At 60.5% G+C, this 21,132-nt stretch carries 19 protein-coding genes; 9 read left to right on the top strand and 10 right to left on the bottom strand.

Annotated elements, in window-relative coordinates; genetic code table 11:
- Nucleotides 1–44: 44 nt before the first annotated feature.
- Entirely contained in the window at nt 45–1,367 is a 1,323-nt protein-coding gene (locus tag QO002_RS20260) for an HlyD family type I secretion periplasmic adaptor subunit (protein ID WP_307232970.1), read from the bottom strand.
- The gene (locus tag QO002_RS20255) at nt 1,364–3,127 is read right to left on the bottom strand and encodes a type I secretion system permease/ATPase (protein ID WP_307232968.1); all 1,764 of its coding nucleotides are present in this window, start codon (nt 3,125–3,127) and stop codon (nt 1,364–1,366) included. Before QO002_RS20255 ends, QO002_RS20260 begins: the two co-directional genes overlap by 4 nt.
- A 425-nt stretch (nt 3,128–3,552) precedes the next feature.
- Between QO002_RS20255 and cobF the strand changes: the two genes are divergently transcribed.
- From cobF to QO002_RS20230, 5 genes are all read left to right on the top strand, one after another.
- Nucleotides 3,553–4,323 (top strand): precorrin-6A synthase (deacetylating), encoded by a 771-nt coding sequence (cobF, locus tag QO002_RS20250; RefSeq protein WP_307232966.1) that lies wholly within the window; start codon nt 3,553–3,555, stop codon nt 4,321–4,323.
- Nucleotides 4,324–4,457: 134 nt separating this feature from the next.
- Complete coding sequence (gene cobG / locus QO002_RS20245) at nt 4,458–5,804, top strand: precorrin-3B synthase (protein ID WP_307232963.1); 1,347 nt, start codon at nt 4,458–4,460, stop codon at nt 5,802–5,804.
- A gap of 2 nt (nt 5,805–5,806) precedes the next feature.
- Complete coding sequence (locus tag QO002_RS20240) at nt 5,807–6,439, top strand: precorrin-8X methylmutase (RefSeq protein ID WP_307232961.1); 633 nt, start codon at nt 5,807–5,809, stop codon at nt 6,437–6,439.
- Nucleotides 6,436–7,167: a precorrin-2 C(20)-methyltransferase gene (locus QO002_RS20235; RefSeq protein WP_307232958.1), complete on the top strand. Its 732-nt coding sequence runs from the start codon at nt 6,436–6,438 to the stop codon at nt 7,165–7,167. Before QO002_RS20240 ends, QO002_RS20235 begins: the two co-directional genes overlap by 4 nt.
- Nucleotides 7,164–7,928, top strand: coding sequence for a precorrin-3B C(17)-methyltransferase (locus tag QO002_RS20230; protein WP_307232956.1), 765 nt, complete (start codon nt 7,164–7,166; stop codon nt 7,926–7,928). Before QO002_RS20235 ends, QO002_RS20230 begins: the two co-directional genes overlap by 4 nt.
- Here the strand turns inward: QO002_RS20230 and QO002_RS20225 are convergent.
- The gene (locus QO002_RS20225; RefSeq protein WP_307232955.1) at nt 7,892–8,656 is read right to left on the bottom strand and encodes a cobalt-precorrin-6A reductase; all 765 of its coding nucleotides are present in this window, start codon (nt 8,654–8,656) and stop codon (nt 7,892–7,894) included. The genes QO002_RS20230 and QO002_RS20225 overlap by 37 nt on opposite strands.
- Here QO002_RS20225 and cbiE point away from each other — a divergent pair.
- Complete coding sequence (cbiE, locus tag QO002_RS20220) at nt 8,655–9,893, top strand: precorrin-6y C5,15-methyltransferase (decarboxylating) subunit CbiE (RefSeq protein WP_307232953.1); 1,239 nt, start codon at nt 8,655–8,657, stop codon at nt 9,891–9,893. The two genes, QO002_RS20225 and cbiE, sit on opposite strands and share 2 nt — an antisense overlap.
- A 32-nt stretch (nt 9,894–9,925) precedes the next feature.
- Entirely contained in the window at nt 9,926–10,690 is a 765-nt protein-coding gene (cobM, locus tag QO002_RS20215) for a precorrin-4 C(11)-methyltransferase (protein ID WP_307232952.1), read from the top strand.
- A 99-nt stretch (nt 10,691–10,789) separates the two neighbouring features.
- Here cobM and mnhG read toward each other — a convergent pair whose 3' ends face one another.
- The 6 genes from mnhG to QO002_RS20185 are packed head-to-tail and all read right to left on the bottom strand — an operon-like array spanning nt 10,790 to nt 16,808.
- The gene (mnhG, locus tag QO002_RS20210) at nt 10,790–11,179 is read right to left on the bottom strand and encodes a monovalent cation/H(+) antiporter subunit G (protein ID WP_307232950.1); all 390 of its coding nucleotides are present in this window, start codon (nt 11,177–11,179) and stop codon (nt 10,790–10,792) included.
- Nucleotides 11,176–11,457: a K+/H+ antiporter subunit F gene (locus tag QO002_RS20205; RefSeq protein ID WP_307232948.1), complete on the bottom strand. Its 282-nt coding sequence runs from the start codon at nt 11,455–11,457 to the stop codon at nt 11,176–11,178. Before QO002_RS20205 ends, mnhG begins: the two co-directional genes overlap by 4 nt.
- Nucleotides 11,454–11,942, bottom strand: a complete 489-nt coding sequence (locus tag QO002_RS20200) for a Na+/H+ antiporter subunit E (RefSeq protein WP_307232946.1) — start codon at nt 11,940–11,942, stop codon at nt 11,454–11,456. The genes QO002_RS20205 and QO002_RS20200 overlap by 4 nt, the downstream gene beginning before the upstream one ends.
- 3 nt (nt 11,943–11,945) lie before the next feature.
- Nucleotides 11,946–13,559 (bottom strand): monovalent cation/H+ antiporter subunit D, encoded by a 1,614-nt coding sequence (locus QO002_RS20195; RefSeq protein ID WP_307232944.1) that lies wholly within the window; start codon nt 13,557–13,559, stop codon nt 11,946–11,948.
- A 4-nt stretch (nt 13,560–13,563) separates the two neighbouring features.
- The gene (locus tag QO002_RS20190) at nt 13,564–13,899 is read right to left on the bottom strand and encodes a Na+/H+ antiporter subunit C (RefSeq protein WP_307232942.1); all 336 of its coding nucleotides are present in this window, start codon (nt 13,897–13,899) and stop codon (nt 13,564–13,566) included.
- The gene (locus QO002_RS20185) at nt 13,899–16,808 is read right to left on the bottom strand and encodes a monovalent cation/H+ antiporter subunit A (RefSeq protein ID WP_307232939.1); all 2,910 of its coding nucleotides are present in this window, start codon (nt 16,806–16,808) and stop codon (nt 13,899–13,901) included. Before QO002_RS20185 ends, QO002_RS20190 begins: the two co-directional genes overlap by 1 nt.
- A gap of 487 nt (nt 16,809–17,295) precedes the next feature.
- Here QO002_RS20185 and QO002_RS20180 point away from each other — a divergent pair, with 487 nt between their 5' ends.
- Together QO002_RS20180 and QO002_RS20175 are read left to right on the top strand one after the other, a co-directional pair.
- A complete protein-coding gene (locus QO002_RS20180; RefSeq protein ID WP_307232937.1) occupies nt 17,296–18,009 on the top strand; it encodes a response regulator in 714 nt (237 codons plus the stop codon).
- 3 nt (nt 18,010–18,012) lie between these two features.
- On the top strand, nt 18,013–19,266 hold the full coding sequence (locus QO002_RS20175) for an ATP-binding protein (protein WP_307232935.1): 1,254 nt from the start codon (nt 18,013–18,015) through the stop codon (nt 19,264–19,266).
- Nucleotides 19,267–19,415: 149 nt separating this feature from the next.
- Here the strand turns inward: QO002_RS20175 and QO002_RS20170 are convergent, their stop codons facing one another.
- Nucleotides 19,416–20,843, bottom strand: coding sequence for an efflux transporter outer membrane subunit (locus QO002_RS20170; RefSeq protein WP_307232932.1), 1,428 nt, complete (start codon nt 20,841–20,843; stop codon nt 19,416–19,418).
- Nucleotides 20,844–21,132 lie beyond the last annotated feature (289 nt).

Below are 21,132 nucleotides of genomic sequence, written 5' to 3'. Positions count from 1 at the left end.
GGTTTGAGGATAAAATTATGCAGCAGGTATAAAGTGCAGCAGCGTCAATCTTCGCGAAAAGTATGCCGCATCTGTTCGGTCAGCGGCTTCGCCAGATAGGACAGCACGGTCCGATCCCCGATCTTCATGAACACTTCAGCCGGCATGCCGGGATATAGGGTCAGACCCTTGAGTGCCTTCAGGCTTTCCGGCTTTGGGCGCACACGGATCGGGTAGTAGCCGATGCCGGTGCGCTGGTCGGTCACGAGGTCTGGAGCGATGGTCACCACTTCCCCATCGACGACAGGTGTCGTGCGTTGATTGAAGGCGCTGAAGACGAGCTCGACCGGTTGGCCAACGCGAATCTGGTCGATGTCGTGGGTGGCGACCTTTGCCTCCACGGTCAGGCTGTCCGCCTCCGGCACGACGAGCATCAGCTGTTCGCCGGGATTGATCACGCCATTCACGGTATGGACCGCCAGCTGGTAGACGCGGCCGGTGAGCGGGGCCGTGATATCGAGACGCTTCAACTGATCGATGGCTGCGATCCGCCGGTCTTCATATTCTGAAATCTTGGCTTCGACGTCAGTCAGTTCCTTCGCGATCTCGGTGCGCCGGTCCTCGCCCAATTGCAGGATCTGAAGATCGATTTCGCTCGATTTGCCGGCGGCCTGGGCGCGGGCGGCGATGCGAGCACCGCGATCACCTTCGAGTTGCGCTCGTTCGCGCTTCAGGGTGGTGACGCGCTGCATGGAAACGAGGCCGTCCTTGTAGAGCTTTTCAAGACCTTCCAGTTCTTCGGCGATGAGCTTCAGCGCATCGTCGATCGCGCCAAGCTGTACGGTGAGCCCGTCGGTCTCGTTGGCAAGCTGATCCTTGCGGGAGGCAAGCTGACTTTTCATGCCGGCAAGGGAGTTTTTCCGGCTGACGAAAAGCTTGCGTTCACTGTCTTCGAGAACCGCGGCAGCGTTTCCCGTTGTAAGCGCATCCAGATCTTCCGGGATTGTGAAGTTTGCGCTGTCGGTCTGTTCGGCCAGCAGGCGTGCCCGGCGTGCATAGAGCTGGGCGAGCGTGTTCTGCACGATGGAAAGGTTGGCGCGAACGGTGGTGCCGTCGAGACGGATCAGCACCTGTCCGGCGGAAACGCGGTCGCCTTCCTTGACCAGAAGCTCTCCGACGATGCCACCCGTCAGGTGCTGGATCTTCTTTACGTTGTTTTCAACGACGACGGTGCCGCCGGCAACGATGGCACTCGACAGTTCCGTCGTGGCGGCCCAGCCGCCGACGCCGACGACCAGAGCGGTAGAAAGAATGAGTACCGCCGTCATGTGACGGCCGAGAGACCGGCGGGAGCTGACGGGTTTCGCTTGGTTCTGAATGTCGGTCATTGCGCGTTATCCTGTCCCTCACCCACGACCTTGAGGTTCGCGGCGCCGGCCACCTGTGGCGGTCGGCTTTCCTGGCGCAGAATCTTTGCCAGCACTTCATCCTTGGGGCCGAAGGCCTGCATTCGTCCTTCGTTCATCATCAATACAAGGTCGGTCGCAGCCAGCGCGCTTGGTCGATGCGCAATGACGATGACAATGCCGCCACGCTGGCGCACGCTCATGATTGCTTCGCTGAGCGCCTGCTCGCCTTCGGCATCAAGGTTGGAATTTGGTTCGTCGAGAACGACGAGGAAGGGCTCGCCGTAAAGCGCACGGGCAAGGGCGACACGCTGACGCTGACCGGCGGAGAGGGAGGCTCCGCCTTCGCCGATTTCCGTCTCGTAGCCGTTCGGCAACTTGAGGATCAGGTCGTTGACGCGGGCTGCGCGCGCGGCGGCCACGATCGCATCGGAGGAGGCATTTTCCTCGAAGCGGGCGATATTCTGCGCAACGGTGCCGGCGAAAAGCTCCACATCCTGCGGGAGGTAGCCGATATGGCGGCCGAGCCTGTCACTGTCCCACTGATCAAGTGCTGCACCGTCGAGGCGGGCCGATCCGCGGAAGGCCGGCCAGATGCCAATCAGTGCGCGGGCGAGTGATGACTTGCCCGAAGCGCTTGGGCCGATGATGCCGAGTGCACTTCCGGCGCGAACGGCGAAGTTGACGTCGGCAAACGTAAGGCGCTGTGCGCCGGGAGGCCCACCCGCAAGGCCTTCCGCCGTCAGGCGTTCGCGCGGTGCCGGAAGTTCCAGCGGCGCGTCGCGCTCGGGCATTGCCTTCAGCAATTCGTTAAGACGTGCCCAGCTCTGGCGCGCGGCGACAAAGCCGCGCCAGTTGCCGATTGCCAGTTCTACAGGAGCGAGTGCGCGGGCCGTCAGGATCGAGCCGGCAATAATGATGCCGGGGGAGGCAAGGCCCTCGATGACGAGGACGGCACCCGTTGCAAGCACGCCGGACTGCAGCGCCATGCGGAACACTTTCGACAATGCGCCATAACCGTTCCCGACGTCGGAAGTCATCCGGTTTTCTTCGCGATAGGTGTCGTTGCGCTCGTCCCATTTGCGCGACATGCGTCCCAGCATGCCCATGGCCTGCATGACCTCGGCATTGCGCTGAGAAGCCTGGGCAAAGGCATTGCGCAGGTTGCCGGCCTCGGACGCTCTTTTCGAGGGCGCCTGCGTTCCCCGGTTGGTGAGGAAGGTCAGGACGATGAGGATCAGCGAGCCAATGATCGAGACGATGCCGATCATCGGATGGAAGAGGAAGCAGATGAGAATGTAGAACGGGAGCCAGGGCAGGTCGAAGAATGCGGACGGGCCACTGCCGGAGAGGAAGGAGCGCACCTGATCGAAGTCGCGCAGGGCCTGCAGGCCATCGCCATGCGTTCTGAGTTTCAGCGGAGCCTGGACGATAGCGCGGTAGATGCGCGCGCTCATGGCCTCATCAAGCGCACCGGCGATACGAACCAGCATACGGCCGCGAACCATTTCGAAGGCGCCCTGGAACGAATAGAGCAACAGTGCAAGCAGGCAAAGCGCAATCAATGTCGGGATGCTGCGACTGGGCAGGACGCGGTCGTAGACTTCGAGCATGAAGAACGAACCGGTCAGGTAAAGGACGTTTACCAGCGCGCTGGCAATGCCAACGCCGATAAAGGCGGTTCTGCAGTTGCGAAGTGCCTGGGCCGGCTCGGAAGCGCGCTGCTTTTGGGTCAATGTCATTCGTCCGCTCGTCGTTGAAGGGCCGTGTTTTCGAAGGCCCTATACCAATGCAAGTGTATCGGTAAAAGCTTTTCATTCTATTCCCTGTTACTGGCGTAACAAAAGACAGAGAAAAGCAGGAAAATCCCATAGGACATCGTCTGGATGTCTTGCCTGAGATCAGAACTATTCCAAACTACTGGTCCCCGCAGAGGCTTCAGTTGGTTTCCGGAAAGATCGTGTCCGATGCTTTTGTTCACGATGTGAATAGGCAGATTTCATAGTCGAGCTGCGTATTCTTTTCCATGTTTTATTTCGAAAATACGCATATACCGCATCGTGAGCCTTCCTTCGCAATGGCACAAAAGCTTCTTCTGCTTTGCGCCGCGCCTTGCATCGGGCCTTGGGATCATCCAAACAGGCCGGGAATTTCGGTGGAGCTTTCCATGAGGCATATTCTGATCGTCGGCATCGGTGCCGGCAATCCTGACCACATGACCATGCAGGCGGTCAACGCCCTGAATCAAGCCGCGGTGCTTTTCGTGCCCAAGAAAGGCGAGAGTAAGGCGCAACTGGCCGATATCCGCCGCGACATCATCGGTCGCTATGTCACCGATGAGAAGATTCGTGTTGTCGAATTCGACGTGCCGGTGCGTGAGACCCGCGATCGTTCCTATGACCGCAGCGTTGATGACTGGCATGCGGCAATCGCGGAAATCTACGAAAGCCTGATTGAAACGCATGTCGGGGAAACTGAGAAGGCGGCCTTCCTCGTCTGGGGCGATCCGATGCTTTATGATAGCACGATCCGCATTGTAGAACGGGTGAAAGGCGGCGGCCGTGTCTCCTTCGATTTTTCCGTTATTCCGGGCATTACCAGTCTGCAGGCATTGACGGCAGCGCACCGCATTCCGCTCAATCTCGTCGGCAAGCCGGTGGAGATCACCACCGGCCGCAGGCTTGCGGAAAGCGTGCCGGAAAAAGGCCGCACCACGGTCATCATGCTTGATGGCGAGCAGGCCTTCCTGAAAGTCGAAGATCCGGAAGCCCGGATTTATTGGGGTGCGTATCTGGGCACGGAGCAGGAGATCGTGATTTCAGGAAGACTTCACGACGTTCGCGATGAAATTGCGCGCACGCGGGCCGAAGCAGGGGCGCAGCACGGCTGGATCATGGATATCTACCTGATGCGATCGGGTGCGGATTTCGACGAATGAGCGAGCTTGAGCCGATTGCGTCCTTTTGCTTCGTTTTGCAGGATGGCGGCGGATTTGTCTGTCCGGTAGGATATGCACTGGTCGGGAGGTAAAACGCTGTGCTGAAGGCAGGGACTGACCAGAGAGCAAAAGACGTGGCTGCAGATGCAGCCTTCGTTGCGCTTGCGGATCGCCGCCGCGGCGCCTGTCCCACGTTGTCACGACCCATGCAGACCGGAGATGGCCTGCTTGTGCGCCTGCGGCCGTCGATGCCCGGGCTTTCTTCGGATCAACTGATCGCGCTGGCAAATGCTGCGCGCACGCATGGCAATGGCATTCTCGATATCACCACGCGGGGAAACCTGCAGATCAGAGGGCTTTCGCCCCAAACCGTCGGTGGCCTGGCGCGCGATATCGATGATGCCGGTATCGTCCCAGTCCAGGGGTTGGCCATAGAGACGCCGCCGCTTGCTGGGTATGATCCAACGGAAATCTGCAATCCCCTGCCGCTTTCTGCGGCATTGCGGGCTGCCGTCGAAAATGCGCAGCCACCGTTTGTGCTGGCGCCAAAACTCTCCGTGACCATCGATGGCGGCGGAAAGCTCGACCTCAGCGGCGTCGTCGCCGATATCCGGTTGACGGCGGAAGTGCAGGGCGGAGATGTTTCGTGGCGGCTTGCGCTGGCAGGAGACGGAAAAAGCGCAACCCAGCTATCGTCGCTTTCGGAGGATGCAGCCATTGATGTCGTGCTCGATCTGCTGCGCCGCCTTTCGGCGCTTGGACCGATGGCGCGTGGGCGCGATCTGGTTGCGGATGGAATGACCTTCAGGCCGGCCGCGGGTTCCAGTGAAGCCGGAACGACGTCGACACGCCATCCGGCGGGAATTCATGTGCTTGCTCAGGATCGGATTGTGTTCGGTGCAGCTCTTGCTTTTGGGCAGATCGATGCGGAAACGCTTATTACTTTCATCCGGGAGACGGAGGCGCTGGGGGCAAAAGAATTCCGCCTTGCTCCTGATCATGCCCTGCTGGTGCTGGGACTGAGATCGGACGCTGCCGCCGCCTTTTCGCGATGTGCAACGCGCCTTGGTCTCAGACCGGATCCGCACGACAAGGGCAATCACATCGCCGTCTGTGCCGGCAAAGGTGCCTGCGGATCCGCGACCATCGATACGAAGCAGGTGGCCCGACAGGTGATCGCCGATGCGCCGGAGCTTCTCGATGGGTCGCTCGCGCTGCATGTTTCAGGCTGTGCCAAGGGCTGCGCTCACCCCTCGGCTGCACTTCTTACGCTGGTCGGTGCGCCAACAGGCTATGGGCTTGTCGTAAATGGCCCTGCCTCAGCGGCGGCAAGTGTCTACATCGACGAAAAAAAACTCGGGCTCGCCCTTTCGCATCTCGATGCGCTGGTGCGCGGCGAGAAACACGCTGGCGAATCGGCGCGCGCCTGCCTAACACGGCTCGGCGCGGTCCGTGTCATCGCTGCGGTCCAACAGGGATAGAGATGCCTGAATACGATTATATCCGGGATGGCACCGCCATCTACGAACGTTCCTTTGCCATCATTCGCAGCGAGGCCGACCTTTCGCGCTTTTCCGAAGAAGAAGCGGATCTGGCGGTACGCATGGTGCATGCCTGTGGACTGGTGCAGGCTGCCGAGCATTTCGAGTTCTCCGAGGGCTTTGTTGGAGCCGCACGTAATGCGCTGAAAGCAGGTGCTCCGATTTTCTGCGATGCCTTCATGGTGGCGCAAGGTGTCACGCGCGCTCGGCTTCCGGCCGACAACGAGGTGATCTGCACCCTGCGCGAGCCGGAAGTGCCGGAGATTGCCCGCGAGATCGGCAATACCCGATCGGCTGCGGCGATGAAGCTCTGGCTGCCAAAGCTCGCCGGTTCGGTCGTGGCGATCGGCAATGCGCCGACCGCACTTTTCTACCTGCTGGAACTTCTGCGTGACGACGCACCGAAGCCGGCAGCGATCATCGGCATGCCCGTCGGCTTCGTCGGTGCCGCCGAATCCAAGGAAGCGCTGGCTGAGAATTCCTATGGCGTGCCCTATGCCATCGTCCGCGGCCGCCTCGGTGGCAGCGCCATGACGGCGGCGGCCCTGAACTCGCTCGCGAGGCCCGGCCTGTGAGCGCGGCGGGACGGTTGATCGGAGTCGGAACGGGGCCGGGCGATCCGGAGCTTCTGACGGTGAAGGCGGTGAAGGCACTGGAGCGCGCTGACGTTCTTGCCTATTTCGCCAAGGAAGGACGCCGGGGCAATGGCCGGGCGATCGTCGATGGACTGGTAAAGCCTGGGATCGTTGAGTTGCCGCTTTATTATCCGGTGACAACCGAGATTGATAAGGATCGTGACGACTATAAATCGAGTATCACCGGCTTCTACGACGCCTCTGCGCGTGCGGTTGCGGAACATCTGGAAGCGGGGCGCACTGTTGCCGTGCTTAGTGAAGGCGATCCGTTGTTCTACGGCTCCTACATGCATCTGCATGTGCGGCTTGCCGGGCGATTTTCTGCCGATGTCATTCCGGGTATCACCGCGATGTCCGGCTGCTGGTCGCTTGCGGGCGTGCCGATCGTGCAGGGGGATGATGTCCTCTCCGTTCTGCCTGGCACGATGGCGGAAGCCGAGCTTGGTCGCAGGCTTGCCGATACTGAAGCGGCGGTCATCATGAAGGTGGGGCGCAACCTGCCCAAAATTCGCCGGGCGCTGGAGGCAGCAGGGCGACTGGAACAGGCGCTTTATGTCGAGCGTGGAACCATGACCAATTCCGCCATGACGCGGCTTGCCGAGAAGGGTGATGATGAGGCACCCTATTTCTCGCTGGTGCTCGTACCCGGCTGGAAGGACAAGCCATGAGCGGCAAGCTTTATGTTATCGGTACCGGACCGGGCGGCGCGCAGCAGATGACGCTGGAAACCCGGAATGCGATCGAGCACGCTGAGGATTTCTTCGGTTACGGGCCCTATCTCGATCGGTTGTCACTGCGGCCGGATCAACAGCGTATCGCGTCCGACAACCGCGAAGAACTGGAGCGTGCCCGCGCCGCGCTGGAGCTTGCAGCATCGGGCCGCAAGGTTTGTGTCGTTTCCGGCGGTGATCCCGGCGTGTTCGCCATGGCGGCCGCGGTCTGCGAGGCAATCGATGCGGGGCCGGAGGCCTGGCGCGCCATCGATCTCACAATCCTGCCGGGGGTGACGGCGATGCTTGCTGTCGCTGCCCGTGTCGGCGCACCGCTGGGGCATGATTTCTGCGCGATCTCGCTCTCCGACAATCTGAAGCCCTGGGATGTCATTACCCGACGCCTGCGGCTGATGGCCGATGCCGGCATGGTGATCGCGCTTTACAACCCGATCAGCAAGGGGCGCCCCTGGCAGCTCGGCGAAGCGTTCTCGCTGCTGCGCGAAATGCTGCATGGAGAGACGCCGGTGATCTTCGGCCGCGCCGCCGGTCGGCCCGATGAGCGCATGCTGGTCATGCCGCTGAAAGATGCGGATGCCGGGAAAGCTGACATGGCGACCTGCGTCATCATCGGCTCGCCCGAGACGCGGACCATCGAGCGCCTCGGCCAGTCGTCGCTGGTCTATACGCCGCGTTTCATCAGCGGGGACAAGATGTGATCGACAAGTGCCAGCGCTTCCGCCACGGTGCCGACCGCCTGCACATCGGGTGTCGGTTGACGCTCGACCATGATCACGGGCAGGCCGAGGCTGCGCGCAGCAGAAATCTTTGCATAGGTCGCATCCCCGCCGCTGTTCTTGGCGACGATCACATCGATGTGGTTTTCGATGAGCAGATTGATCTCGTCCGTTTCGGTGAAGGGACCAGCGGAGAGGATATAGTTGACTTCGGGCAGAACGAGCGGTGGCGTGATGGCATCGACGCTGCGCACGAGATAGCGGTGCTGGGGAGCCCTTTCAAAGTGAAAGGCTTCCTGCCGACCGATGGTAAGGAAGACCCACTTCGGCGCTTCGCCAAGAGCCATAACGGCCTCGGGCATGGTGGCGACACTTGTCCAGCAGTCTCCTTCGTGCCTTTCCCAGGCGGGGCGGCGAAGGGCAAGGAGCGGCGTGTCCGTGAGATGGGACGCTTTCGAGGCGTTTTCCGAGATGCGAGCGGCAAAAGGGTGGGTGGCATCGATCATCAGATCGATCTTGTATTCACTGACATAAGCGGCCAATCCTTCAGCGCCGCCGAAGCCGCCGCTGTGGACCGGCACGGGCTGCGCTATTGGCGCTGCGGTTCGTCCGGCAAGCGACAGAATCAACTCGCAGTCGCCTCTTTCGACAAGGCGCTCGGCCAATCGACGGGATTCCGTTGTGCCGCCAAGGATCAGGATACGGGGCATGGTTGAAACGACATCCTCGGACAAGATCGGGCGCTGGTTGACGATTATCGGTATTGGTGAAGATGGTCTAGCCGGTCTCGGTGACGAGGCCAAGCGGGCGATTTCGTCTGCTGCAGTCGTCTTTGGCGGCACGCGGCATATCGCGCTGGCCAAAGCTGCGATCATCGGTAAGAGCCGCTCCTGGCTCAGTCCGTTTGAACGCTCGGTGGAAGACGTCGTGCGCTTGCGCGGCAGGCCTGTCGTCGTTCTCGCCTCTGGCGATCCGTTCCTCTTCGGCGTGGGCGTGACACTCGCCCGACGGATCGGCCTGGAAGAGATGCGGGTCATTCCCGCCCCGTCCGCTTTCAGCCTTGCGGCTTCGCGCATGGGCTGGGCGCTGCAGGATACGATCACCGTTTCGCTGCATGGGCGTCCGCTCGATCTCATTCGCCCACATCTGCAGCCGGGCGTGCGCGTAATCGCACTGACATCCGATGAGAAAGGTCCGGAAACTCTTGCGCAATTGCTGACGGAAACCGGTTTTGGGGCGTCGCGGCTGATCGTGCTGGAGGCACTGGGCGGGGAGCGGGAGCGAGTTACCAGCGTGGAAGCCTCCGCCTTTGCGATCAGTGGCATCGACCCGTTGAATGTCTGCGCGATCGAGGTTCAGGCTGACAAGGATGCACGGGTGTTGACGCTGGCATCCGGATTGGATGATGCCCTCTTCGAACATGACGGACAGCTTACCAAGCGTGAAGTCCGGGCGTTGACGCTCTCTGCCTTGGCTCCGCGTCGAGGTGAGCTGCTCTGGGATATCGGCGGCGGCTCCGGCTCGATCTCTATCGAATGGATGTTGTGCGACCCGGCGATGCACGCCATCGCCATCGAGGCTTCGGCTGAAAGGGCTGCGCGGATCGCGCGTAATGCCGTCCGCTTCGGCGTTCCCTATCTTCGGGTTGTCGAGGGAACGGCGCCTGAGGCGCTCGCTGGTTTGCCGGTACCGGATGCGATTTTCATCGGTGGCGGCGGTAGCGAGGATGGGGTGATGGACGCCACAGTTGCTGCCCTTCGTTCCGGCGGGCGGCTGGTGGCGAACGCGGTGACGACGGAGATGGAGGCGGTGCTGCTTGCCCATCAGTCGAAGCTCGGTGGTACGCTGACCCGTATCGACATTGCTCGTGCGAGCCCTGTTGGCAGCATGACGGGATGGAAACCGGCGATGCCGGTGACGCAGTGGAGCTGGGTAAAACCCCTTTAGGAAAAGGACCGCTCCGGCGGAGAGGAAAGACCATGACAGTGCATTTCATCGGTGCAGGCCCAGGTGCTGCCGACCTCATCACGGTGCGCGGCCGCAATCTCATCGCGCGCTGCCCGGTCTGCCTCTACGCGGGCTCGATTGTCTCGCCGGAGCTTCTGCAATACTGCCCGGAAGGCGCCCGCATCGTCGATACGGCGCCGATGTCGCTGGATGAGATCGAGGCCGAATACGTCCGTGCCGCCGAAGCCGGTGAGGATGTCGCACGGCTGCATTCCGGTGATCTTTCTGTCTGGAGTGCTGTGGCCGAACAGATCAGGCGGCTGGAAGCGTACGACATCGATTATACGATGACGCCCGGTGTGCCGGCCTTTGCTGCGGCGGCAAGCGCGCTCGGGCGGGAGCTGACCATTCCGGCTGTCGCCCAAAGCCTCGTGTTGACCCGCGTCTCGGGCCGCGCTTCGCCGATGCCGAATGCCGAGACCCTTGCGGGGTTCGGTTCAACGGGTGCCACACTTGCCATTCATCTTGCGATCCACGCTCTGGATCAGGTCGTGGAAGAGCTGACGCCGCTTTACGGTGAGGATTGCCCGGTGGCGATCGTGGTCAAGGCGTCGTGGCCGGACGAGCGCATCCTGCGCGGTACGCTCGGCGATATCACGGCAAAGGTGGCTGCCGATCCCATAGAGCGTACAGCGCTGATCTTCGTTGGCCGATCACTCGAAGCCAGCGATTTCCGCGAGAGCTCGCTTTACGATGCCGCCTATCAGCGCCGCTTCAGAGGCCGCGACGGTCTTTAAAGCGTGTCGCGATCTTTCGGATTCGCTCCCAGGCTTTAACTCTTTGTCGTTGCGCATGTCGTTTTCGCAAAACCGCTGCGCACTTTTGCGCGACGTGCTCTAGACATCTGCCCCTTTGTTGAGCTCGGGATCGATCGGCTCACCATTGGCCTTGGAAGGCACGTCTTTCCTGTTCTCGACGCGATCGCGATAGAGCGCCGATTGGCCGAGCATCATCATAGTGACCGGCGTCGTCAGTACCACGAACGATACGATCAGGACTTCGTGGAATATCCAGCGGCTTTGCAGCACCGCAAAACAGATCATCGAGGCGAGGCTGATGAGAAGCGCACCACCGCTGGCGCCTAGCGTCGGTGCGTGCAGTCGCCGGTAGATAGTGTCGAGCCTCAAGAGGCCGATGGCGCCGATCAGCGTCAGCGCCGAGCCTGCCAGAAGCAGCACGCAGACGATAGCGGCCACCCAGACGGGGAGATCGGTGACATGGCTCATTCGATCACCTCGCCGCGCATAAGGAATTTCGCAAAGGCGATGGACGAGACGAAGCCGAGAAGGGCAATGATCAAGGCCGCTTCGAAGTAGATCGTGTTTGCCGTACGGATGCCGAAGGTTACAAGCAGCAGCATCGCGATGATATACAGCGCATCGAGCCCCAGGATACGATCCTGCGCGCGCGGCCCGCGCGCCATGCGATAAAGCGCACAACCCATGGCGAGCGTCAAAAGGATCTGTGACACGAGGATGGCCCAGATGATCAGAAGTTCGCTCATCCAAAAATCTCCTTCAGCGGCACAACGTAGCGCGTCGTGATCAGGTCGATCCAGTATTGCTCGTTTTCGAGGTCGAGCACGTGGATCGTCAGAAGTTTCGTCTGCCGGTCGTGCTCCAGCCAGGCCGTACCTGGCGTCGTCGTGAGGATGCAAGCAAGCATCGCCAGCGCATTTTCGTCCTCAAGCTCGATCTTCATGGTCACGAAGCCCGAATTGACGGGACGGCGACCCGACATGAGGATAACCCGCATGACCGCGATATTGGACCGGAAGACATCGACGGCGATACGTCCGGTCAAGGGAAATAGCAGACCGACGCGACGCAACATCGATTTGTGCGGCTGCAGATTGGCCATGATCCAGACCAGCGAGGCCGAGAGGATCGAACCCAGGATCAGCTGGCCGAGGGAGATTGATTGGTTGATCAGCAGCCAGACAATCAGCAGACCGAAGAAGAGCAGCGGATAGGGAAGCCAGACGCGCATCGGCTATTCCCTTCCAATCTGTAGGGCGGACATGACACGCCCCGTATAATTCTGCGGCTCCACAAGGTATTTCGCCGTGGCGTCCATGAAGTGCATGGCGGGACCTGCCTGTATACTCAGGAAGACGCAGGCTGCGAGCAGGATCAGCACAGGCGTGATCTCGATCAGGTAGACGCGGGGAATGGTGCCTTCGATGGAATTCCAGAAGGTTCGTACGCCGATACGGTTCATGGCAATCATGGCGGCCAGGCCGGAAAGGATCAGCAGGGCGACATAGGTCCACTGCGCACCGGATATCTGGCTTGCATCCCCGCTTTCAGGATCGAAGAGGCCGTGCAGGATCGCGAACTTGGCAAGAAAGCCGGAAAGCGGTGGCAGGCCGGCCAGCAACACGGCGCAGACGCAAAAGCAGAGGCCAAGCACAGCAACGGTGCCGGGAACGGCGACGCCTTCCTGCTTCTCCACCTCGTCCTCGTCGGTGTCGCCATAGGCTTCCATCGTGACCGCGAGAACGTCGGCGCCAGCGTCGCGGGCGCGTTCGACGAGTTCGATCAGCAGGAAGAAGGCGCAGATCGTGATCGTCGAGCTGACGAGGTAAAGCAATGCGCCGCCGATGACATCAACGCCACCAATGCCGATAGCTGCAAGCAACGTACCAGAAGAGACGAGTACACAGTAACCTGCAAGCCGTCCCATTGCTTGCGAAGCGAGCACCCCGATCGCACCGAATGCGATGGTGAGCATTCCGCCGTAAAGAAGAACCGCTTGGCCGAAACCCGTCGAATTGCCGGCTTCACTGCTGAAGAACAACAGCGAAAGGCGCAGGAGAACATAGACACCGACCTTGGTGAGAATGGCGAAGATTGCCGCAACCGGAGGGGTTGCTGCCGAATAGGTACTCGGAAGCCAGAAGCCGAGCGGCCACATGCCGGCCTTGACCAGGAAGGCGACACCGAGAACCGCGACGCCAGCTTCCATCAGCATGCGGCTTTCGCCGCTCAGTCCCGTAATTCGCATGGCAAGGTCTGCCATGTTGAGCGTACCCGTCGCGCCGTAGATCAAGCTGACCCCGATCAGGAACAGCGAAGAGGCGACCAGATTGATGGCGATATAATGCAGTCCGGCCTTGACGCGCAGTTGCCCCGAACCATGCAGCAGCAGACCGTAGGATGCCGCGAGCATCATCTCGAAGAAGACGAAGAGATTGAAAAGATCGCCGGTGAGGAACGCGCCGTTCAGGCCGGCAAGCATCAGCTGGAAAAGCGAATGGAAGTGCGAGCCCGCACTGTGCCAGCGCGCCATGGCGAAAACCTGGGCGGCGAGCGCCAGGAAGCTGGTGAGCACCAGCATCAGCGCCGATAGCCGATCGAGAACCAACACGATACCGAACGGGGCGGGCCAGTTGCCGAGCAGATAGATACCGGCGCCGGGCGCATTCACGCCGAAGTCGCTCGCACAGCGCAGGAGATACACCGACCCTGCAAAGACGACCGCGGTCGAGCAGAAGCCGATAACGCCCTTGATCATGCGTCGGCGTTCGTCGATCGGTATGATCGCTGCGCCGGTCATCAGCGGCAGTAATATGGGCAGGATAATCAGATGTTGGGCCCAGCTCATGCCATCACTCCCGGCCGTCCACATGGTCGGTGCCCGTCAGGCCGCGCGATGCCAGGAGAACAACGAGAAACAGTGCGGTCATGGCAAAACCGATGACGATTGCGGTCAGAACCAGCGCCTGGGGGATGGGATCGGTATGGGTCAGCAACCCGCCGACCCCGCCTTTTTCGAGAACTGGCGGTGCATTGGTGCGCAGACGACCCATGCCGAAGATGAAGAGATTGACCGCATAGGACAGCAGCGAAAGGCCGATGACGACCTGATAGGTACGGGGCCGGAACAGGAGCCACACGCCGGACGCTGTCAGAACGCCGATGGCGACGGAAAGAACGAGTTCCATCAGACGATCTCCTTTCCGGCAGAGCGAGCAGCCCGCATTTGCGCACGCGGCGCACGCAAGGACTGGTGGGCGAGGGCAATCAGGATCAGGACGGTTGCACCCAGCACGAGCGAAAACACGCCGAGATCGAAAAGGATTGCGCTGGCGAGCGGTATCTTTCCGATCAGCGGCAAGTCCACATATTGCGCATGGGACGTCAGGAACGGGTAGTCGAACAGCCACGAGCCAAGACCGGTTGCGGTCGCAACGATCAGACCGATGCTCATCCAGCGCAAGGGGTGGATCCGCAGTCGTTCTTCGACCCAGCGCGTGCCGCCGGCCATATATTGCAGGATGAAGGCGATCGACATTGTGATGCCGGCCGCAAAGCCGCCGCCCGGCAGGTCGTGACCACGGAAGAACAGGAAAGCCGCAAACATGCCGATCGCCGGGAACATCCAGCGCATGATGACGGAGGGGATGAACAGGTATTCGGCGATGCTGTCGCCCTTGGCGCGATCCGGATGCTTGTCATCGAAGGCGTTTTGCACGCGCTGCTGTTCCGGCGTCTCGAGGCTCTCGGTCGCGGGGCGGAAGCGCAGGAGAAGTGCGAAGACTGTCAGCGCGACAATGCAGAGAACCGCGATCTCGCCGAGCGTATCGAAGCCTCGGAAATCCACGAGAATAACGTTGACGACGTTGGTGCCGCCGCCTTCGCTATAGGCGCGTTCGAGGAAGTAGCTCGATATTGTCTCGGGCAGGGACCTCGTCATTACCGTGTAGGAGATCAGCATCATGCCGATGCCGCAGAGGATGGCGAGCGCGAAGTCGCGCAGACGCCGCATCCTCACCGGGAAGGTCATGAGTTCCTGCTCGTCATGCTGTTCGATGCGTTTCGGCAGCCAGCGCAGGCCGAGCAGGATGAGGACCGTGGTGACGATCTCGACGAGCAGTTGGGTGACGGCCAGATCCGGTGCGGACAGCCAGACGAAGGTCAGGCAGGTCACGAGCCCTGCGCCTCCAAGCAGCACAAGGGCGGCAAGGCGATGGAATTTCGCCTGGTAGGCTGCACCTACGGCGCAGATTATGCCGATCAGCCAGAGTAGAGCGAGGATCGGGTCAATTGATCGCAGAACGATGGTTGCGGGCGAGAAGCCTTTCAGAAGGAGCGGTGTCGTGCCGGCGGCCAGCGCCACGAAAACAAGAACGCGCATCTGCGGCTGCAAGCGTCGGGTGCCAGCCCGCATTTCGATCCAGCGCGCCCATTTCCAGGACAGCGTCACGAGCACGCGCTCGAAGATGCGCTGGCCCTCCAGCCGGCGAAACAGCGGCGGTCCTTCGATGCTGGTGGCGAGATAGCTCTTCATCATCAGGAAAAGGGCGACACCGCCCGCAAGGGCGATCAGGCTCATGAACAGCGGCAGGTTCCAGCCATGCCAGACGGCGAGGCTGTAGTTGGGCGTTGCGGCGCCGAGGACCGACTGCACAGCGGTGTGCAGGAACGGGCCGATCGTATAGCTGGGAACGATGCCGACAACGAGGCAGGCAAGCACCAGGAACTCGATCGGCGCGCGCATCCAGTGCGGCGGCTCGTGCGGGGCCTTCGGCAGGTCGGTCGGCGGTGGGCCGAAGAAGACACTGTGAATGAAGCGCAGCGAATAGGTGACCGAAAACATGCTGGCAAGCGTCGCCACGTAAGGTGTCAGCGTGTCGAGCAGGTTGTACTTGTGGGTCTCGATCGCTTCGGCGAAGAACATTTCCTTGGACAGGAAGCCGTTGAGCAGCGGCACTCCCGCCATGGAGGCGCTGGCGACCATGGCCAGCGTCGCCGTGAACGGCATGTATTTGAACAGGCCGCTCAGACGCCGCATGTCGCGCGTGCCGGTTTCGTGGTCGATGATGCCCGCCGCCATGAACAGCGAGGCCTTGAAGGTCGCGTGGTTCATCGTATGGAAGATCGCCGCGACTGCTGCCAAGGGGCTTCCGAGGCTGAGGAGCACGGTGATCAGACCAAGATGGCTGATGGTCGAATAGGCAAGCAGCCCCTTCAGGTCCTGCTGGAAAATGGCAAAATACGCGCCGAGCAGCAGCGTGCTGAGGCCGGCAAGGCCGACGATCCAGAACCAGGCGTCGGTGCCGGCCATCACCGGCCAGAGGCGGATCAGCAGGAAGACGCCAGCCTTCACCAGCGTTGCGGAATGGAGGTAGGCGGAAACCGGTGTGGGCGCCGCCATGGCGTGAGGCAGCCAGAAGTGAAAGGGAAACTGAGCGCTCTTCGTCAAGGCGCCCATGAGGATCAGGACGAGGATCGTCGTATAAAGCGGATGGTCGCGAATGACGTTGCCGGAGGCGAGAACCGTGTCGAGATCGTAGCTGCCGACCACATGGCCAATCAGCATCAGTCCGACGAACATGCAGAGGCCGCCGGTGCCGGTGATGGTCAAAGCCATTCTCGCACCATCGCGCGCCGCCGCATTGTGATGCCAATAGCCGATCAGCAGGAAGGAGATGATGCTTGTCAGTTCCCAGAAGATCGCAAGCAGGATCAGGTTGCCCGAAAGCACGACACCGAGCATGGCGCCCATGAAGGCGAGGAACAGCGAGAAAAAGCGCGGAACGGGATCGCTCGTGGACATGTAATAGCGTGCGTAGACGACGACCAGCAGACCGATTGCGGTCACGAGGCTCGCAAACATCCAGGCGAAACCGTCCATGCGCAGGGTGAAGTTGAGACCGAGTTCAGGCAGCCATGCGAGATCATAGCGTAGCGGTGTGCCGTTGGAGATCATCGGATACAGACCGACGGAGGTCACAAGGCAGAACAGCGCAATTGCACCTGCGAACCATGCCGCCGCAGCACCCTTGCTACTCGGAATACAGATTGCAACGAGGCTTCCTGCAAACGGCGCAAGAACCAGGCCTAAAAGCAATGTTTTCGTGATCTCTATCGTTCTTTCCTCAATCGTTAGAACTGGGGACGATCCGGGGCGGATCTGCGTGCTGCCCACGCCAAAAGGAGCAAGCCGCCTGTTGCCACAACCGAAGCAGGAACAATCTTCGAACCAAAACAGATTCGAAGGAAGCCGTGCAGGCTCGCTTCAGGACGGCCTAGAAAAGGTGCCGTCCCATCGCCACCTGGCTGAACAAGGGGCGAATGCTTCCGTAAGGGGGCTTGTGTTTTATGGCTGCTTTCGTGCTTCATGCCAACCCGTAAGCGCAATAAAATCCAACCCCTGCGGCAATTCGTTCGTGATTGATTTCCAACACACCGGGTCAAACACCGCGTCACGTGTCGAAGAAAAGTTTTTTGTAACGAAATGTGCATTGGGGGGCGGATGGAAACGTTTTGACAAGCGATCGCGCCTCTGCGGCGTGCGGCCAAGGATGCGCTTTTACAAGCGGATGCTATAACGGGCCATGGACAATCCTTCACATATTCTCGTCGTAGACGACGACCCAGAAATTCGCCGGCTTCTCGGAAAGTATCTCGATGGCCAGGGCTTCCGCGTGAGCCTTGCCGGCAGCCGCGCTGAATGCGAGGCCAAGTTGTCGGAACTCAAGATCGACCTGCTGGTTCTCGACGTCATGCTGCCAGACGGTTCGGGGCTGGATCTCTGCCGGTCGCTGCGCGATCGTATGCCCGGGCTTTCCGTTATCCTGCTGACAGCGCTGAAGGAAGATGTCGATCGCATTATCGGTTTGGAGTTCGGCGCCGACGATTATCTCGGAAAACCCTTCAATCCCCGCGAGCTTGCGGCACGGATCCGTGCTGTTCTTCGCCGGGGGAGGCAGGAGCCCCGGCCGGCCGTGGAGCGTCGTTATATCTTTGCAAACTACGTGGCGAACATTGAAAGCCGGACGCTGACGGCTCCGAACGGTTCGCCTGTCGATTTGACCGGCGGCGAATTCGAGCTTCTGATGGTCTTCCTGCAGCGCCCGGGACGGATATTGTCGCGCGATTCGCTTCTGGATTTGACCCAGGGGCGCGCAGCCGATCCCTTCGATCGATCGATCGATATCCTTGTCAGCCGGTTGCGCCGCAAGCTGGGGGATGCAAGCGTCTTCAACATGCTGAAGACGGTTCGCAACAAGGGGTATCAGCTCGCCGTCCCGGTCGAACGCGGCGCCTGAGCGATGGGGTCGCTGCGCACACGGTTCACCATTCTTCTCGTCGTCGCGGTGCTCCTGGTTCTGGTCATTGCAACCTTTGTCACCACGCAACTTCTGAGACGGCCCTCTGATGCCCTGTTCGAACAGGCGCTTGCCGAAAAAGCCCAACTCGCCTTGATGCTGCTCGACGAGGATCCAACCGCAGCTGAGCGCCTTCATATCGTTATCGGCGAAGCACCTCTGCCAGCCTGGATCGATCGGAAAAGGACCGAGGGGCTCGCTGCCGCTGCACGGCAAAACGGTTATGAGGCCGAAATGGCCATGCTGTCCCGCCCCGAAAATGAAGCAAGAGGCCTTGCAGTTCGTCTTCCTGATGGTCGTTGGGCCTATCTCGTTTTTCCCGGACCCGGACCTTTCCCGCTCTGGCCGCTCGTGGCCTATCTCACGCTCGTTGCCGCAGGTGTAGTCGCTGTCGCGGTCTATGCAAGCGAGGTGATGATGCGGCCGCTCAGAGTTCTCGACGAGGCCATCGCCAAGATCAGACCGGATGGCGTCATTCCCGAAATGACGGAAGAAGGGCCGATGGAAGTGCGGACGACAGTTCGCACCATCAACAAGCTCGCCTCTCGCCTGAATGCGGCGATGGCAAGCCGCATGCGTCTTGTCGCTGCTGCCGGGCACGACATGCGCACGCCGATGACGCGGATGCGTTTGCGCGCCGAGTTCGTCACGGAACAGGACGATCGTGCCGCTTGGCTGAAGGATCTCGACGAACTTGATCAGATCGCCGACAGCGCCATTCGTCTGGTGCGCGAAGAAGTGAGCCCCCATATGCACGAGCCGGTTTCCCTGGATGGCCTTGTTCAGGAAGTCGTGACGGAAATTTCCGAGATGGGATTACCGGTCCAGAAAGGGGAGATAACGACGGCTATCGTTTCCGGTGCTTCGTTTGCGCTGAAACGCGCCTTGCGTAACCTTGTGGTGAATGCGGCGACGCATGGGCAGGGTGTGGAGGTTTCGCTGTCTCTGGATGGAGATGAAAGCGCCATCCTCAAGATCGCCGATCAAGGACCGGGTATTCCAACCGATCTGCTGGACCGTGTGTTCGAGCCCTTTTTCAGGGTCGATCAGGCGCGTCGCAAGCTTATTCCCGGCGCTGGTCTGGGCCTCGCCATCGCCCGCGAGATCATCGAGAATCACGGGGGTGCGATCGAGATCGTCAACCGCCCCGGAGGCGGTCTACAGCAGACGGTACGACTTCCGCTGCTGGTATCCTGAAGACGTCCCCCCCAAATGAGAAATGCCGCCACCAACAGTGAAGTTGGGGCGGCATTTTTATTTGTTAGCATCGCTGATTCTCTGGCTCAGCGACCTATGAACAAAAGCCAGCGCAGACGATCCGACGCTGGCCCCGATCAGTTATCTCATTACTGAGAAGCAACTTCCTTGGTTGGCGTGTCAACCGAAGAACCGCCGCCGATCGCCACGTTGAGGGCAACGTAGTTGTTGGCCAGATTGCGGATGCTTGCAGCCAGCGAAACGCGCGAGAGAGCGAGGTTGCGTTCGGCGTCGAGAACGTCGAGCAGCGAGGTGGCGCCGCCCTTATAGCTTTCGCGTGCGAGGTTGAGGGCCTCTTCGTAGGAATCGACCACCTTGCGCAGGGCTGCAACGGTTTCGTAGTTCTTCTGCAGGCCGATCAAGGAGTTCTCGACCTCTTCGACAGCGTTCAGAACCGTCTGCTTCCAGGCGAGATACTGCTGCTGGGCACCCGACTTTTCGATATCGACATTCGCCTTCAGGCGGCCGCCGCTAAAGATCGGGATGGAGAGGCTTGGACCAAACGACCAGGCGCCGACGCCGCCCACAATGGTTGAGATCGTCCGGGTTGCATCGATCGTGCCGCCGAGCGACAGGCTCGGATAGAGCTGTGCTTCGGCAACGCCGATCGCAGCTGTTTGTGCGGCGAGAAGGCGTTCAGCGCGGCGAATGTCGGGTCGATTGCGAATGAGGTCCGCCGGGACGCCGATCTTGGTGTTGTAACGCGGCCAAGGCTGCGACGCACCCTTGATCAGCCCTGATGTCACCGAGGTTGCGGGCAGGCCGAGCAACGTCGCGATATGATTGGCAGCCTGATGGAAGCCAGCCTCATAACCCGGAATTTCAGCCAACGTGGTGTTGACGAGGCCTTCGGCCTGAACAACGTCGAGGCTCGACGCAGCGCCTGCGGCCTTGATGTCGTTGGTCAGCTTGAGGGTTTCGCGGCGGGATTCGAGGTTCTTGCGCTGCAGCGCCAGGGCTTCCTGATTGTATCGCGCCTCGATGTAGGACGTCGTCAGGTCGGACAGATAGGCCACCCGTGCCACGTTGACGTCATCGTAGGACGCATCGAGAGAGGCTTCGGCGCTCTCCGTTGCGCGACGATACTGTCCGAAGAGATCGATCAGCCAGGATGCATCGCCGCCTGCCGTGAGGGTCTTGGTTTCGTTATGGTCGCGGCCCGTGCTCTTGCGAAGGTAGGAGCCGTCGGAGCCCTGAGCCGTCGCCGCGGCGCCCGCATTGATCTGCGGCAAGCCGCCGGAGGCTGCTACGACGACATTGGCGCGAGCCTCGATAATCCGCTCCAGCGCCTGCTGGACGTCAAGGTTTTCGTTCATGCCCTGGGTTATGAGCGAATTCAGCTTTGCATCGCGAAAGGCTTGCCACCAGGGCGAAAGGGTCACGTTATCAGCGCTTGCCTGGCTGCCTTGCGAAAACTTGCCTGGAACGCTTGCATCCGGCTTCTGGTAGTCGGGTCCGACAGTGCAGCCGGAAAGCAGAAGAAGGCTCAAGGGAAGGAGCACTTTGATAGTTTTCATCGGGTTCCCCATCCGACGCAATCGCGCCGGTAACTAACGATTCACTTTTTGTCTTTAGCATTTTCCGCGCCGCAAGCGAGTGGGCAATTGCGAACAAGGCTGTAAAACAAAATTTCCACAGATTGGTGTTCCCAATGCGCCACGCCTGGAAACGGCTGCTTCGCAAACGCCATATGTCCGCAATTAGACAGCTGGAGTTACGCAGACGACCAAATACCCCTTGTAGGTAACGGCCATACGTCACGCGAGTATCTATTTGTTTCTGATGATGAGGGCCCACACGATTCTT

This window comes from Pararhizobium capsulatum DSM 1112, from assembly GCF_030814475.1.
GTDB lineage: Bacteria > Pseudomonadota > Alphaproteobacteria > Rhizobiales > Rhizobiaceae > Pararhizobium > Pararhizobium capsulatum.
The sequence above is the reverse complement of the archived record's forward strand: the minus strand, read 5'-3'. Positions and strand labels throughout refer to the sequence as shown.

Bases quoted from the DNA above. Each gene is read 5' to 3' on its own strand.
- cbiE (WP_307232953.1), top strand. From the start codon at position 8,655: ATGGTTGAAACGACATCCTCGGACAAGATCGGGCGCTGGTTGACGATT.
- QO002_RS20240 (WP_307232961.1), top strand. From the start codon at position 5,807: ATGCCTGAATACGATTATATCCGGGATGGCACCGCCATCTACGAACGT.
- QO002_RS20170 (WP_307232932.1), bottom strand. From the start codon at position 20,843: ATGAAAACTATCAAAGTGCTCCTTCCCTTGAGCCTTCTTCTGCTTTCC.
- cobF (WP_307232966.1), top strand. From the start codon at position 3,553: ATGAGGCATATTCTGATCGTCGGCATCGGTGCCGGCAATCCTGACCAC.
- QO002_RS20255 (WP_307232968.1), bottom strand. From the start codon at position 3,127: ATGACATTGACCCAAAAGCAGCGCGCTTCCGAGCCGGCCCAGGCACTT.
- QO002_RS20225 (WP_307232955.1), bottom strand. From the start codon at position 8,656: ATGCCCCGTATCCTGATCCTTGGCGGCACAACGGAATCCCGTCGATTG.
- QO002_RS20190 (WP_307232942.1), bottom strand. From the start codon at position 13,899: ATGGAACTCGTTCTTTCCGTCGCCATCGGCGTTCTGACAGCGTCCGGC.
- QO002_RS20195 (WP_307232944.1), bottom strand. From the start codon at position 13,559: ATGAGCTGGGCCCAACATCTGATTATCCTGCCCATATTACTGCCGCTG.
- QO002_RS20180 (WP_307232937.1), top strand. From the start codon at position 17,296: ATGGACAATCCTTCACATATTCTCGTCGTAGACGACGACCCAGAAATT.
- QO002_RS20175 (WP_307232935.1), top strand. From the start codon at position 18,013: ATGGGGTCGCTGCGCACACGGTTCACCATTCTTCTCGTCGTCGCGGTG.
- QO002_RS20230 (WP_307232956.1), top strand. From the start codon at position 7,164: ATGAGCGGCAAGCTTTATGTTATCGGTACCGGACCGGGCGGCGCGCAG.
- QO002_RS20205 (WP_307232948.1), bottom strand. From the start codon at position 11,457: ATGAGCGAACTTCTGATCATCTGGGCCATCCTCGTGTCACAGATCCTT.
- mnhG (WP_307232950.1), bottom strand. From the start codon at position 11,179: ATGAGCCATGTCACCGATCTCCCCGTCTGGGTGGCCGCTATCGTCTGC.
- QO002_RS20260 (WP_307232970.1), bottom strand. From the start codon at position 1,367: ATGACCGACATTCAGAACCAAGCGAAACCCGTCAGCTCCCGCCGGTCT.
- cobM (WP_307232952.1), top strand. From the start codon at position 9,926: ATGACAGTGCATTTCATCGGTGCAGGCCCAGGTGCTGCCGACCTCATC.
- QO002_RS20200 (WP_307232946.1), bottom strand. From the start codon at position 11,942: ATGCGCGTCTGGCTTCCCTATCCGCTGCTCTTCTTCGGTCTGCTGATT.